Raw genomic sequence first — 14183 nt, 5'->3', positions numbered from 1 at the left:
CGACCGCAGACGGTCAAGACAGCACAGCGAGGCTCCCGGTTGGGGCATCGGGTCTTGGTCGACGGCTGTCTTACCGGGAGCCTCGTCCAATGTCGACACACGCTGCCTGCCACCCATCGCGACCAGACCCATCACGATGAAGAGCCCTCAATGCCTGACCCGCGCCATAACATCGCAACGCCGCCATATCGACGCCAAGCTATCGTGGTCTGACCCCTGCAGCGACAGCGCGAAGGTGAGTCATGGACGTAGTCAGCACCACCGAGGTCCCGGTTGAAGACGGGTTCGCCTTCTGGCGCGAGGTAAACTCGAAGCTCTGGGTGCCCTACGATTTACGCTGTGAATCGCAGTGGGAGCCCGGATTTCGGGCTCAGGTCGGAATCAGCGAGTTCGGTCCCGTGCAGGCGACATTAATGACCACGATGCCGCACTCGGTCCACCGTACTCCCAAGCTCATTCGGCAGGCCGATCCCGAGGTGTTCAAGCTGGGTTGCCTTGTGCGCGGTGGCGGCATGATCACGCAAGACGGCCAGCGCACAGATTTCGGCGTGGGGGACCTGATACTGTATGACACCTCCCGGCCCTACGTAGCCGAATTCACCCCGGATGCGCCAGTTAGTCAGCTGCTGCTCCTGCGCTTCCCGCGCTCGTTACTGCCGTTGCCCCCTCGGGAGTTGCGACGCCTGAGCGCAGTTCGCATCCCTGGCGCCCAAGGCATCGGCGCGTTATCTTCACAATTCCTGCTGCGCCTTGCCCGGCACATGGACGAACTCAGTCCGTCGGACGCCGCCCGGCTGTCCACCCTCACCATTGACGTGTTGACAGCGGCACTGGCCAACGCGCTGGACGTCCAAAGCGCGGTGCCCTCCCACACCCAACGGCGAGCGTTGATGGCTCAGATTTACGCCTTCGTCCGAGAGAATCTGGGCGATCCGCGCCTGACACCGGACGCGATCGCCGCAGCGCATCACATCTCGTTGCGATACCTGCACAAGCTGTTCCACGAGGACGGGCGCACGGTCGCCGGCTGGGTCCGCGAGCGTCGCCTGGAGCAGTGCCGACGCGACCTCGCCAACCCCCAACTAGGCGCGCGCCCGATCCACACGATCGCCGCCCAGTGGGGGTTCACCAGCCCGGCGCATTTCAGCCAGGCGTTCCGCAGCGCCTACGGCCTTTCGCCACGCCAGTTCCGCGAGCAGTGCGCGAGAGTACGCGCAGACTAAAGACTTGTGCGCTTACCAGTAACGACAGACCCGGCTGTGGCGTGCACTCTTATCTTAGGAAGTCCGCTCAGTCAGGGTTGAATCTGATTCCGCCTTACGGAAGAAGGTTCACTTGAGCGTGTTACATCGGTCCGTGTTTTCGCGATGGAAGGAGCGCGAGGAAGTACATCGATCACTTCATGCAGCCAGCACCATCATCTAGGCCGCAGCGGCGGCTGACAGGAGACCATTGTGAAAATGTGGTACAGAACGGCGTTTCGGATCTCGGCAGTGACCGCGATCCTCGGCGCACTCACCCTGTCCGGGACCGTGGCACAGGCAAGTCCGGGCGCCGGCTCCCGCCTGTCCCAACCCGAAACCACCGCGGTTTCAGAGCAGGCCAAGCCCGGCAGCGAGGACGTCGCCGCGCAGGTTTGCGGCTACTACGAAGACGCCGTGACGGCCTGGTACAACCACTGCGGGAACACCCATGTGCTCATCTACGTCGACGCGACGTGGCCCCGCGACGACTGGACCTGGTGCATCGGCCCGGGAACGTGGGACATCGGCGGCGCCAACGCCGTATCCAACGCCTGGTACTCGGGTCAAACTTGTTGAACCGCCAGCCAAGCGCTGCGCGATTCTCCACCTGCGTTCGGTGGTTGCGGATCAGGTCAGCGAGGCAAATGAGGGTGCGGTCGGACAGGGGAATCGCGGCAGGGTAGGACAACAGCGAGGCTTCCGGTTGGGGCATCGGATCTTGGTCGACTGCTGCCTTGCCGGGAGCCTCGCCCTATGTCGATCCCTGCCCCCACCCCACCGCCGTGACCAGCCCCGTCACGATGAAAGGGCTCATTGGACCAGCAGCCACCGAGTCGGCCGCCGAAGGTCGTAGACCTGACCACCGCCCGGGTCCAGCGACGCCCAATCCTCGGTGGCCTGATCAACCAGTATTCGCCGGCGGCGTAGCCGAAGCCCGATTTCCGAGCCCGACAGTCACCGACCGGTCGACGACGACCTTGCGCACATCGTCACGTACCGCGTCGGCGTCCCACTTCGCCCCGTAGAGCAGCCGCTGCATCGCGTCCGGACGACCATGCCCGGCCTGCTCGGCCAACTGCCAGCATGTCTTGACTTCGAGGTCGGAGAGGAGGCCGGCAATCTTCGCGCACCACGGTGCGCCTCGAAGACGGCGCCGTGTTGCTTACCTGAACAATTCGGCGTCGGGCAATCAGGATGGCTGGCGGTGCGGCGCAGGCTGGAGGGTGCGGACGCCCGTACCCTCGATTTGTCCGTATCAACAGCCAGGCGGTCAGCCGGCTGCCTTGAGCCAACGTCGCCAACTCGTGCGGGTGGTCCGTTGCTCGCGGTGTGTGGCCACCTGCAGAACAAACTGCGCTCGGATCCGGACCGAGGGGTCATCGGCCGAAGCCAGCATCTCCACCCCGTGGAAGAACAACGGGTCGTCGAGGTGGCGGACCAGGCAGGCGTACATCCAGTCCTTGCACCGATACGGTCGCCGCAACGCGGCAAGGATCAACTCAGCGATTTCCGGCTGGATGTCCTTTGGGCAACCGGCGCGATCGAAACGGCGAAGAACGGCCTCCTTGGTTCCCCAGCGGGACCGCATCCACGACTCCGGCGCTCCCCACTCGTCGGGATATTCCGCCTCCCACCGCAGGGACAGGGCGGCGATCGGTGCCCACAGCGCGCGGGTGGCATCGTCACCGTCCGCGGCGTCCCGGAAAGCGTGGAGGGGCCCGTAGATTGTCTGTTCCTGGTGCCACCGGAAATCGGCGCTCGCCTGGTCCAATGCCGCGCCCAGGCGGGTCTGGCTGGATCTCGACCGGTAATGAGCTGCCCACAGAGCATTCGAGCGGTGCAGCGCGCCGTTCGCCGCGGCGAGCAACGCCTGGTGTCGGGCAAGCGCAAGGTGGCGGATGACCGGATCGGTCGCCACCAGGTCGAACAGCCAGGAGTAGTCGCTGCGCGGCTCTGCAGACACCACAGCAGCCTGCCACTTCGCCCGGGCGTACGCCGACACCAGCCGGCCTGCGGCAGAAGACCTCCTGTTACACGCACGCGGCCCTGCCCTGACGAGTCACCGGTGTGTTGTGCGGAGCGTTCAGCGGAGGCTTCCTCCTGGTCATTCCGCCGACGAGCCACGTCGAGCAGACGGCCGTCGGTCCGGGCCTGACGCTCACCGACGGCACCCGGGTCGATGTCCGGGCATGGATCGGGTGACTGCTGAGCCTGCGGCGGTGCCTCACGAGCCGCTCGTCCGCGCCGAGGCCGCAGTCGTTCACCATGACGAGGTCTGACCGTATCCCCGCAGTCAGGTGGCCGGCCAAGGTCTCGGTACGACGCGGCCCGAATCCGGCCTCCGACAGCGGGGACATGGAAGCCGATGGTCAGCACAATTGCAGGTTTCAGGAGCAATCCTGATCATGTAGTTGGGGTTCATCTCGCCCCACCGACACGACCCCCATGCCTGCGGCCAGCGTGTAGCGAATGGGTAGGAGGCGCACTGCTCCCTTGGTGACGGGCGTTCTGCTGATGGGGGAGCGGGACGCGGTGGACTGGCGACGCCCCTGTCGGCCCCCCGTTTACCCCCGAAAACCCCCGCGCATGGTTGACAACCAGTGACAAGTGACGATCATTGCTGATCACGTCTGCGCAGCTCAATGTCTACTTCAATGGCTGCTGAATCGTTCGCTCTCTGGACCAAGGAGCCGTGCAACTGCGGCGCCGCCCGCGGCCTGCTCGCCGGGCGGCCTTCGGCCGTCTCCGGGCGGCCGCAGCGCTACATGCTGTCGTCCCGAAGGCGGTAAGCGGCGGCGAGGTTGTTCCGTGACGTCAGCGTGTTCGGGTGCTCGTCACCCAGCACTCGTTCGTAGGCGGCCAGCGTCGCCTCGTACAACGGGATCGCCTCACCCAGCCGGCCCGCTGCCTGATAGGCGTAGGCCAGGTTGTTCCGCGACATCAGCGTGTCCGGGTGCTCGTCACCTAGCACTCGGTCACGTACGGAGAGCGTCGCCTCGTACAACGGGATCGCCTCACCCAGCCGGCCTGCTGCCTGATAGGCGTAGGCCAGGTTGTTCCGCGACGTCAGCGTGTCCGGGTGCTCGTCACCCAGCACTCGTTCGTACGCGGCTAGCGTCGCCTCGTACAACGGAATCGTCCCATCCAGCCGGCCTGCTGCCTGGTAGGCGGCAGCCAGGTTGTTCCGTGACGTGAGCGTGTTCGGATGCTCGTCACCCAGCACTCGTTCGCACGCGGCCAGCGTCGCCTCGTACAACGGAATCGCCTCACCCAGCCGGCCCGCTGCCTGATAGGCGTAGGCCAGGTTGTTCCGCGACATCAGCGTGTCCGGATGCTCGTCACCCAGCACTCGCTCACGCACGGAAAGCGTCGCCTCGTACAACGGGATCGCCTCACCCAACCGCCCCGCGGCCCTGTAGGCGGCAGCCAGGTTGTTCCGCGACAACAGCGTGTCCGGGTGCTCGTCACCTAGCACTCGCTCACGTACGGAGAGCGTCGCCTCGTGCAACGGGATCGCCTCACCCAGCCGCCCCGCTGCCTGGTAGGCGGCAGCCAGGTTGTTCCGTGACGTGAGCGTGTCCGGATGCTCGTCACCTAGCACTCGCTCACGTACGGAGAGCGTCGCCTCGTGCAACGGGATTGCCTCACCCAGCCGGCCCGCCGCGTTGTAGATGGTGGCGAGGTTGTTCCGCGACGTCAGCGTGTTCGGGTGCTCGTCACCCAGCACTCGTTCGTAGGCGGCCAGCGTCGCCTCGTACAACGGGATCGCCTCACCCAGCCGGCCCGCTGCCTGATAGGCGTAGGCCAGGTTGTTCCGCGACGTCAGCGTGTCCGGGTGCTCGTCACCTAGCACTCGCTCACGTACGGAGAGCGTCGCCTCGTACAACGGGATCGCCTCACCCAGCCGCCCCGCTGCCTGGGAGGCGTAGGCCAGGTTGTTCCGCGACGTGAGCGTGTCCGGGTGCTCGTCACCTAGCACTCGCTCACGTACGGAAAGCGTCGCCTCGTACAACGGGATCGCCTCACCCAGCCGGCCCGCTGCCTGATAGGCGTAGGCCAGGTTGTTCCGCGACGTCAGCGTGTTCGGATGCTCGTCACCCAGCACTCGTTCGTACGCGGCCAGCGTCGCCTCGTACAACGGAATCGCCTCACCCAGCCGCCCCGCCGCCTGATAGGCGGCAGCCAGGTTGTTCCGCGACATCAGCGTGTCCGGATGCTCGTCACCCAGCACTCGCTCACGCACGGAAAGCGTCGCCTCGTACAACGGGATCGCCTCACCCAACCGCCCCGCGGCCCTGTAGGCGGCAGCCAGGTTGTTCCGCGACATCAGCGTGTCCGGGTGCTCGATACCCATCCTTGCGACGGCAGCGGCGACGACGTCTTCGCCTTGGTCGATAGCCGCCGGATACGAACCTTGAGCGGTGTAATGGTACGTCAAACCATTGTTGACACCGACCACGCGGGCAATCAGGTCTCCGCTCATCTCGGCGATCACACCGAGCGCTACTCTCGCGTGCGGGGCGACCACCTGCCACCCGTTCCAGTCGGCAGGATCAGCCGGATTCAACCGTGCGCTCGCGGCCACGACCATTCCGGCCGCCGCCGCCATCAGCGACGATCGTTGCCCGTCGCGCGCGGCTCGCCATCGGCACACCTCGGCCACCAGCGGATGCACTATCAGCCCATCGCCAGAACCATCCACCCCGGCTGGTGCCCCGTCGACAAGGCCCACCGCCCGCAGGCCCGCCAACCCGGCCGCCATCTCCGCGCCGCCCTCATCCCCATCGGGTAGCAGCCCCGCTTCCGACAACACCGAGGGGTTCAGCATCGGCATCGGCACCACCGAGCCCGGTCCCAGGAACGACAACACGCGCAACAGGGTGCGCGCCCGTACGCGGCCTTGCCGCTCCAACGCGTCCAACGAGATCTCCCACGTCGACATGATCAGCCGACGCGGATCCTGTTCCCCCCACCCAGGCGCGCCCTCATCCACCACGCTCAGCGAGCGATCCGTCAACAGATGCAGGTAGCCGTCCAGCCCTACCACTGCCATGCCCGAACCCAGATACGACCCCGCCAGGTGCACTGCCAACGGCAGCCGGCCTAACCGATCCGCCACCGCCGTCGCCGCCTCAATCAGCTCGGGCTCGTCCGCACGGCCCATCCGGTCCAGCAGCATCAACGCCGCCGCTTGCTGATCCAACTCACCCAGCGAGAACCACCCTGCCCGATGCCCCCACACCGCCCGATCAGTCACTCGGGTGGTCACCACAACGACCCCGGCACCGGCAGACCTCAACCAACCGCTACCACCCGCCACACTCGTACCGCCCGGGGCCAACACTTCAGGCGCATCGGCATTGTCAATGACCAACAACCAGTGGCCGGACAGTCGATTGAGCTGCCCCCATACCACCCCCGCTAACGCCAAATCCGAATCGGCGCTGGTCACCTCCTCTGCCGACGCCCCCGCCTCCCGCGCAACGGCCGACATGCCGGCCACCAATGTCGCCCTGTCCACCGCCGACACCCACCACACCCGCCAGCCGGACGCCTGAGCCTCCCGCGCCGCCGCCAACGCCACAGTGGTCTTCCCGCAACCACCCATCCCCACCAAGACCCGAACCTGCGGCGAATAGGCACCAGGCGGTGCCACGAGGTCACTGACTACACCGTCGCGTCCCCGGACGACGACCGGCAGCTCCCCTAGCGGTGCACCTATCACACCGGTACCGCTGGTTGGCCCACCGTCCCCTGAGGCCGGCGAGGCATCGACAATGGATGTGACCACGGCTGAAGCGCCAGTGGTACGAGCTTCCCGCTCGCGCGGCACCGACACCACCATGATGCTCAACATCGCGAGTACCACCGTCAGGACCAACACCGAAGGGAACGGGTAGTCCTGGATCATGTGCAGGCCCCACGGCCACCGCCGCTCGTCACTGCTCGCCGCGTTGACCGCCAACGCCACCGCCGTGGTCACAACCGCCATCAGAATGAACAACAGGGCCACAAACCACCGCGACCACGGCTGGCCCCGAAAGCTCACCGTCACTCCCTGACGCGACCAAATCACCAAAAGCTGACCGCTCATTGAACCGCATCTCTGAGCAACGGCCCATCCGCCGACAGACCCAGCGAACCCGCCCAACGGCCGACCACCACAAGCAAAATGCCGCCGCGCCGCGTCGCGGCTTGTTGCCGGCAACCAGGGTGCATGCGCGGAGAGCCGGTCACACGGCTTACCGCCCTCAGCCCGAGAAGCCGGGGGCGGTAAGCCGCTTAGCATCCAGGGACCAGGCGGGGACCACACGGCATGCGCGATGACAGCCGGCAGCCACACGGCCTGATCTTCGGGATAGCGAACGTGACGTGCGGGAACGCTTACCAAGACGTCCTGGGGGTCAAGGGGTCGTCGGTTCGAATCCGGCCGTCCCGACAGACAAGGCCCTGACCAGCGGAACGCTGGTCAGGTCTTTAAGTTTGTCTATGAGGTATTGAACCGCCCCCGAAAACTCCCCATTTACCGGGGTCGGCAACCAGGTTCGTCATCCCTGCGCATCGTTTGGCTTCGCGGGTGCGGCCCTGACCCAACCAGGCCGCGGCTTCCGCCCCAGCCGACGGCTTGGACCGTATCTTGCGTCGAGCCGTAGGTGTTCAGCATCGTCATCCGCGGTGGGGCAATCGGTCGTGTCGCCCTGCCAACACCGTCCGCGCGCACCGTGAGCGAACCGTGCTGCGGGATGCAGATGGCAGGCGACGATTGACCACGGTCCTGGCGTGCGCCATGATCTCCCTCAACTTGATACTGATGCCTGTCGCTCGCCCATCCAATGCTGGTGCGGGGCGGCGGTCGCGCGTCGGCGTCTCACGGGGGAGATCGTTGCCGAATGACCATGTCCAGATTCAGGCCTGCCACCACGTCGGAATTCCGGGCGCAGGCGGCCGAGGGCGACACACCGAATGATCGGCCACTGACCGTCGGTCGTCGCCGCCTGCTCACCGGTGGGTCCCTCGTCGCCGCGTCGCTGGTGGGCCAGAGCCTCGTCGGCAGCGCCGCACGGGGTTCGACGGGCACCGAGCTGTCAGTCGGGAAGGTGGAGATCACTCCACCGGCGGGCACGTACCTGGCCGGTTACGGCGTCGACGTGCCCCGCAAGGCGACCGGGACCGCTGCGCCGTTGTTCGCGCGGTGCACGATCCTTTGGCACGCGGGGGTGCCCCACGTCATCGTCACCGTCGACGTCCTCGGTTTCGCGCGTGGCCTGCACCGGTCGATCCGCAGCCAGGTGGTCGCTCTTGGGCTGGCGTCGGAGAACTTCGCGCTGACGGCCACGCACACGCACAACGGCCCGGTGCTCCCCGACAAACTCGACCCGTTCATCTCGTACGCGATGGACTCGGCCCAGCAGGCACAGGTGCGTGCCTACGGCGACCAGTTGGCCGCGCGGATCGTGCAACTGGTCCGAGACACGCTCGACGGTCCGCGGACGCCGTGCACGCTCGACTACCAGGTCGTCGACCAGCACTTCTCGTACAACCGGGAAAGTCTGCCGTACGTCGAGTCGGACGTGCCTGTCCTGACGGCTCGTACGCCGGGTGGTGAGCCGCTGGCCGTGCTGTTCAGCTACGGGTGCCACCCGGTGGTGGCGGGGTCGCAGACCATGTTCGACCCGGACTACCCGGGGGACGCGGTCACCCGGATCGAGAAGGCGACCGGCGCCTTCGCCCAGTTCCTTCTCGGGCCGGCCGGTGACCAGAACCCTGCCGGTGCGCGGGGTTGGGCCCAGCGGAGCCTGCGGGGCGCCGAACTCGCTCAGGCCGTCACGACGGCGTTGTTGCGGCCAGGTCGGCCGGTCGCCGGCCCGACGACGACCCATTACCGGGAGGTGAGCCTGCCGCTGGATGTGACGCTGACCGCGGGCAATCTTCGGAACGTGTCCGCGGCCTACGCCGTGCGGTCGAACAATGTCTCCCTGCCGGGTTACTACCGGCGGCACGCGCGGCAGATGATCGCGCAGATCGACGCCGGCACGTTCGCGACGTCGATCCCGGTGCCCGTCCAGTCCTGGAGGTTCACCGGCAGCCCGGACCTCCGGCTTCTGCTGGCCGGCGGCGAGATCGTTTCCGGATACGCCGTCTACTTCCGGGCGCGATACGGCACGTCGAGCCGGCTGCTGTTCGCCGGCTACGCAAACGAGGTAGGCGCGTACCTCCCCAGTGATGAACTGTTGCGGAGAACGTCGACGTACGCCGGCGGGATCGACAGCGACTTCCCGGGCATCGCCGGCGGCTCGATGACGGTCTACGGCTGGTTGGGGCACCTCAAAGGAAAACCGACAGCAACATCCCCCGACGGCATGGAGCAGATCCTCATCAGCGCGATCGACGCGGCACTGTCGGCGTAGCAGACCTTCGGTCGAGCAAGCGCCCGGATGTGCGAGCCGTCGATCACCGCCCTCGACATGTCCAGCTGATCGGTGGCCCGCAGCTTGCCGAGCAGGATCTCGTGCAGTCGTTGCCATGCTCCGGCGTCGTTCCAGTCCCGCAACCCCCGCCAGCAGGTCTTCCCAAAGCCGAACCCCGACTCCTGAGGCAGGAACCTTCACGGAATCGCGGTGTGAAGCATGGACAGGATTCCGCACAACACTCTGCGGTCGTCGAGGCGCTTACGCCCGGGGAACCGGTGCCGGCGTGGTGGTCGGGGTGGCAACAGTGGTTCGATCTCGGCCCAGAGTTCGTCCGAGACGATCCACGGCGGCTGCTCACCCCTCCTCACGTTCAGACAGAACGATCCTCGTGTCCCGAGGACACGCCAAACAGCGTTTCGTTAGGGGTTCTTGGTGTTGGTGTCGATGGTGAAAACCACGTCTGGCCCGACGTCATGGCGGGTGATGCCGGGTACGTCGGGGACGTCAAGCAGTGGTTCGTACGGGGTACCGTAGACCCGGTCGCGCAGCAGGACGACGCTGCGGATGCCGAGCTGGTGCAACCGATCCAAGGCCGGCTTGCTGGGGAAGGTCGCCATAACGTCGCGGATCGCCTGACGGTTGGGTGTGGTGTAGCTGGCCGCACCGTTGACCATGGTGGGAAAACCGTCGGTCGACCAAAGGAGGACGTGGAGATCGATTCCGTCGTTGGACGGCAATACCATGATGGGAGCGTGCGCGGAGGCTAGCGCCATCGCGGCCGGTTTGGCTGGGGTTTGGGGGTGGTCCAGGTCAGGTAGGCCCTCAGCTAGCACGAGGACCAGCAACGGAACGGTCAGTAGCCGTGGCGCTCTCACCGACCATTTCGGCGTGGCGTCCCTGCGAGCCACCTCGGCCAGGTGGGTGACCAGGCCGGCCGCGAGGATGGCCAGGCAGAGAGTGGGCCACAAGATCAAGCGGCCTGGTGTACGGGATCCATCGAACCCGGGCACGTAGAGATAGAGCAGGCGGTAGATCGGCCCGTTCGTGCCCAGCGCGAACAACACTCCGACGACCGCCCCCAACAGCAGCAGAAGCCGTTGCACCGGTGACCAGCGGGATAGGAACAGGCCGGCGAAGGCCAGTAGATACAGCGCGTACCCGCATAGCAGCACTTTCTCAGTCGGTACGTTACCGAGAGCGGTGCGGGCGTCGTTGTGCAGGGTGCCCCAGGGCAGCGAGGACTGCGGCGCCACGAGAAGTCCGCGCAGTGTCGGGGAGAAATGCGCGACGTAGTCCCAGTCCCGGGTGACCTGTGGGTTGAGCTCGCGCACGTGTTGGTACGCGTACGCGAAGTATCCGGTCACCGCGGTGAAGATCAGCCCGCCGATCAGATCACTGACGATCAGCCGGAGGCTTAGGCGTGGGCGGTGGATCAGCCAGGCTGTCAGTGTGATCAGGCAGAGGGCGGCGAGGACGTATACGAATCCCAGCCCCACGCCGAAGCCTAGGCTGACCTGCCAGGCCGCGACCAGCCAGCCAGCGAACGCCCAGCCCGGCCGGACTCGTTCGGCAAGGTAGCCGCGGGTGAACGAGAGTCCGTGGCCGCGCGCCAGCATCGCCAGGGCCAGAGTGATACCACCGGTGGAGAGAATGTTCAGATGTCCGTCGTGGCCGTAGCGCCAGGGCGCGTAGGCGAGGGCGGCCCCGGCTACCGCGGCGGCGACCTTATTCGCGCCAAGTTGGCGCAGGAGTGCGTAGCCGCCGAGGAAGGCGAGCGCGAATGCCAGCACGAACAGGATGTTGTAGCGCAGCACGGCGCCGACTACACCGTTGCCTATCAGCCCTGCCGGGGCATAGCCGAGCAGGCTGTCGTTCAGGGCTAGGCCGTACGTGTCGGGATAGAAAGCGTTGGTATCCCACAGGCCACGCAGACGGTGGGTGAGCGCGTGGCCACCCCATCCCACCAGCCATGCTTGGGCCGTCGGGTCACCCACGTCACCGACGATGGTGTGGGCCGGGTCGGCGATCGGCACAGTCCTGGCGCCGGCAGTCAGCATGCGAATCGCGTACGGCGGAATCAGCCAGATCATCGCGACAGCGAGGAGCACCGAACCGAGGCTTGCGATACTCAGTTCCCGCCGATGGGCCCTACGTGTCAGCCAGTCCCTCGTGCCTCGACCGGCGCGCGCGAGTCGGCCATTTTTTCCTAGCTCGCTGAGAGTGACGGCTGATGTGGGGCCTCCTGCCGGTGGTTCTCCCTGCGTCATCACATTGACCCTCACTGTTGAACGGCCGCAGTAAATCATGAGCAGGGCGGCGTATAGAGTCAAGACATCGATCAATACCGTTCCGGTAGCCGGGACTGCTTGCGATCGCGGCGGTGGTTTCGGGATCGAGCCGCGTCGTGCTGACGGAACATCACCCTCCCCTTCGGACCGGCCTCGCTATCTGGATGTTGGGCGCGCAACACCCTGCCGCGCGCCCCGCTGATCGCGACCTTCGTCCATGCCTGCGGCCTGGACCATGACACTGCGGACCGGTATCCCTGGACTCGGGCAATGCAACAGCCGCGACCTGGGCCACGGGCATCGTCACGACCGTGGTCGTGAACGTGCCGATCAACCTGTCCACACTGCGCTGGGGCAAGGATTTCCCTCCGGAGCGCCGGCAAGAGCGCCGTAACCGCTGGGAGTGGTTTGCGACCGGCTTGCCGACGGTCAGTCGCGGCCAGTACCCGCCTGGCTTCGGATGCGGTGCCCGTGGGACGAGGTGGCGCGGCCTTCGTGGTCGTCGTCTACCTCGTAATCTTCCTACCAGGACGGCCTGTCATAAGGCGCCTCCTGACACGTCAGCTCAGGAGTTCGCGGGCCAGGGCCTCGGTCCACCAGCGTTCGACTTGATCGGGTTGCCAGCCGCGTTCGTCGGTCAGTGTGGTGTAGACGTCGATGTTGCAGATCGCCGCGTAGATGTCGACGGCCGACGGAATGTCCAATCCTTGCCGGAGAACGCCGCCCGGCCACGACGAGAACACCTGGATCCTCGTCTCGTCCCCCCGCTGACGGCCGTCGCGGTAGGCCGTCGCCAGCTCGGGCTCGGTGCGGCCCGCCTCGCGCACGAGCGCGATGATGTCACCGGCGCGCTCGAAGAGGCGCCGGTCGTAGCCGGCCATCGCCGCGAGTTGCCGCACCGGATCGTTCTCGGCCCCTTCCAGTTCGGCGAGCGACTGCGATGGATCCGCGGCGATGTCTGCCGCGTCGGCCAGGGCCTGGATCAGCCCGGTCTTGTTCCCGTACACCGCGTAGACGGTCGGCACCGAGACCCCGGCCTCCCGCGCCACGTCACGTACCGTGGTCGCCGCCCAGCCGCGGGAGAGGAACAGTCGACGAGCGGCGCTGGCGATCTCACCCCTGGTCTCTGCCGCTTGCGCCGCCCGGCGCAGTGACTCGTACCTGCGCCTGCCTGTCTCGGCGGTCATGACTTGCCCCTTTCGGTTTCCGTGCCTTATATTGAATGCATGTCGCGTAAACTCGGCGTCGGAAGCACCTGGACGTTCTCGCGGATCGCCGGACTCGCCGGACTCGGCTTCGCCATCCTGATCGTCTCCATCAACGCCTTCCTGGTGCCAGCCGGCCTGCCCCATACCGGTGCGGAGACCAACGACGTTGTCCAGTTCTTCACCACCCAACAGGATGCCGTCGGCCTCGCGTCAGCACTCGCACCGATCGCCTGGGTGCTGGCCACCCTCTTCGGCGCCGGCGCGGTCTCCGTGCTGTGGCGAACCGACCGCGAGCAAGGCACAGCCTGGTCCCTGGTCGGATTCGCCGGGGTGATCCTGCAGAACATAACCTTCACCGGCGTGATGGCCGCGCGGCTCGCGCTCGCGTCAACGACCGCGCAGGACAGCAGCACGATCGCCGGACTCTGGGCACTGCACAACGCGCTGTTCATCTTCAACGGCACCTTCTTGGCACTGGCCATGACCGGCCTGTCCATCAGCGGCCGACGCGCCGGCCTGATCCGCCGCTGGCACGGCGGGATCGGCCTGCTGGCCGCCGCGCTCCAGTTCGGCTCGGCCGTGCTGAGCCCCCTGGTCATCGACGACCCCGGTCCGGTCGGTCTCCTCGGCCTTGTCGGCTGGCTGATCTGGGTCGTGTGGATCGTCGCCTACAGCATCACCCTGATCCGCCTGACATCCGATTCCATCCAGGCGATACCGAATGACCGACGCACTGGTCCCGTTGAGTCATTTCGATCAGACCATCGGCAGGCCGATCTGCCCAATGGCCAGCGTCGCCATCCAGCACAGCAGCGCGTCGAACCGCCGGAGAGCGCGCAGGCATAGACATCCGCTCATCGGCGTGAGCGCGCACCGCGTCGCCTCGCGGAGGCGCCTCCGGAGGAGAGGGCTCGTGACAAAGACGGGTTCCGAACGCCTGGCGCCGGACCGAGGTGGGCTGATCGTCAGCTGAGCGGGATGGCGCGGATTAGGCGTATCCCGCGTCGGGCGTCGGTCCGTGGCGGTCCACCG

Annotated in this window: 9 protein-coding genes and 2 pseudogenes; 4 read left to right on the top strand and 7 right to left on the bottom strand. The window is 66.4% G+C overall.

Features of this window, described 5'->3' with window-relative positions; all coding sequences use genetic code 11:
• Positions 1–242: 242 nt before the first annotated feature.
• Positions 243–1223 (top strand): helix-turn-helix domain-containing protein, encoded by a 981-nt coding sequence (locus OG992_RS08660; protein ID WP_266302935.1) that lies wholly within the window; start codon positions 243–245, stop codon positions 1221–1223.
• 270 nt (positions 1224–1493) lie between these two features.
• Positions 1494–1820, top strand: coding sequence for a DUF6355 family natural product biosynthesis protein (locus OG992_RS08655; RefSeq protein WP_196930466.1), 327 nt, complete (start codon positions 1494–1496; stop codon positions 1818–1820).
• Between the two features lie 31 nt (positions 1821–1851).
• On the opposite strand, the pseudogene OG992_RS08650 reads toward OG992_RS08655, so the two are convergent.
• The 4 genes and pseudogenes from OG992_RS08650 to OG992_RS08635 all read right to left on the bottom strand — a co-directional run.
• Positions 1852–1935 (bottom strand): annotated as a pseudogene (locus tag OG992_RS08650) (IS5/IS1182 family transposase); the annotation flags it as partial.
• A 291-nt stretch (positions 1936–2226) separates the two neighbouring features.
• Positions 2227–2364 (bottom strand): annotated as a pseudogene (locus OG992_RS08645) (IS701 family transposase); the annotation flags it as partial.
• Positions 2365–2514: 150 nt separating this feature from the next.
• Positions 2515–3207 (bottom strand): hypothetical protein, encoded by a 693-nt coding sequence (locus OG992_RS08640; protein WP_238685090.1) that lies wholly within the window; start codon positions 3205–3207, stop codon positions 2515–2517.
• 798 nt (positions 3208–4005) lie between these two features.
• Positions 4006–7338: a tetratricopeptide repeat protein gene (locus OG992_RS08635; RefSeq protein WP_266302934.1), complete on the bottom strand. Its 3333-nt coding sequence runs from the start codon at positions 7336–7338 to the stop codon at positions 4006–4008.
• 796 nt (positions 7339–8134) lie between these two features.
• On the opposite strand from OG992_RS08635, the gene OG992_RS08630 reads away from it, so the two are divergent.
• Positions 8135–9652 (top strand): hypothetical protein, encoded by a 1518-nt coding sequence (locus tag OG992_RS08630; protein ID WP_266302933.1) that lies wholly within the window; start codon positions 8135–8137, stop codon positions 9650–9652.
• Between the two features lie 197 nt (positions 9653–9849).
• On the opposite strand, the gene OG992_RS33900 is transcribed toward OG992_RS08630, so the two are convergent.
• From OG992_RS33900 to OG992_RS08620, 3 genes are all read right to left on the bottom strand, one after another.
• Positions 9850–10023, bottom strand: coding sequence for a transposase (locus tag OG992_RS33900; protein ID WP_353962153.1), 174 nt, complete (start codon positions 10021–10023; stop codon positions 9850–9852).
• A 51-nt stretch (positions 10024–10074) separates the two neighbouring features.
• On the bottom strand, positions 10075–11763 hold the full coding sequence (locus OG992_RS08625; RefSeq protein WP_266302932.1) for a hypothetical protein: 1689 nt from the start codon (positions 11761–11763) through the stop codon (positions 10075–10077).
• Positions 11764–12503: 740 nt separating this feature from the next.
• Complete coding sequence (locus OG992_RS08620; protein WP_266302931.1) at positions 12504–13130, bottom strand: TetR/AcrR family transcriptional regulator; 627 nt, start codon at positions 13128–13130, stop codon at positions 12504–12506.
• A gap of 39 nt (positions 13131–13169) precedes the next feature.
• Between OG992_RS08620 and OG992_RS08615 the strand changes: the two genes are divergently transcribed.
• Positions 13170–13997: a hypothetical protein gene (locus OG992_RS08615; RefSeq protein ID WP_266302930.1), complete on the top strand. Its 828-nt coding sequence runs from the start codon at positions 13170–13172 to the stop codon at positions 13995–13997.
• Positions 13998–14183: the final 186 nt, after the last annotated feature.

Source organism: Micromonospora sp. NBC_00362, from assembly GCF_026342155.1.
GTDB lineage: Bacteria > Actinomycetota > Actinomycetes > Mycobacteriales > Micromonosporaceae > Micromonospora > Micromonospora hortensis.
This window is presented reverse-complemented; position numbering and strand designations above follow the sequence as displayed.

Bases quoted from the DNA above. Each gene is read 5' to 3' on its own strand.
- OG992_RS08660 (WP_266302935.1), top strand. From the start codon at position 243: ATGGACGTAGTCAGCACCACCGAGGTCCCGGTTGAAGACGGGTTCGCC.
- OG992_RS08635 (WP_266302934.1), bottom strand. From the start codon at position 7,338: ATGAGCGGTCAGCTTTTGGTGATTTGGTCGCGTCAGGGAGTGACGGTG.
- OG992_RS08630 (WP_266302933.1), top strand. From the start codon at position 8,135: ATGACCATGTCCAGATTCAGGCCTGCCACCACGTCGGAATTCCGGGCG.
- OG992_RS08620 (WP_266302931.1), bottom strand. From the start codon at position 13,130: ATGACCGCCGAGACAGGCAGGCGCAGGTACGAGTCACTGCGCCGGGCG.
- OG992_RS08615 (WP_266302930.1), top strand. From the start codon at position 13,170: ATGTCGCGTAAACTCGGCGTCGGAAGCACCTGGACGTTCTCGCGGATC.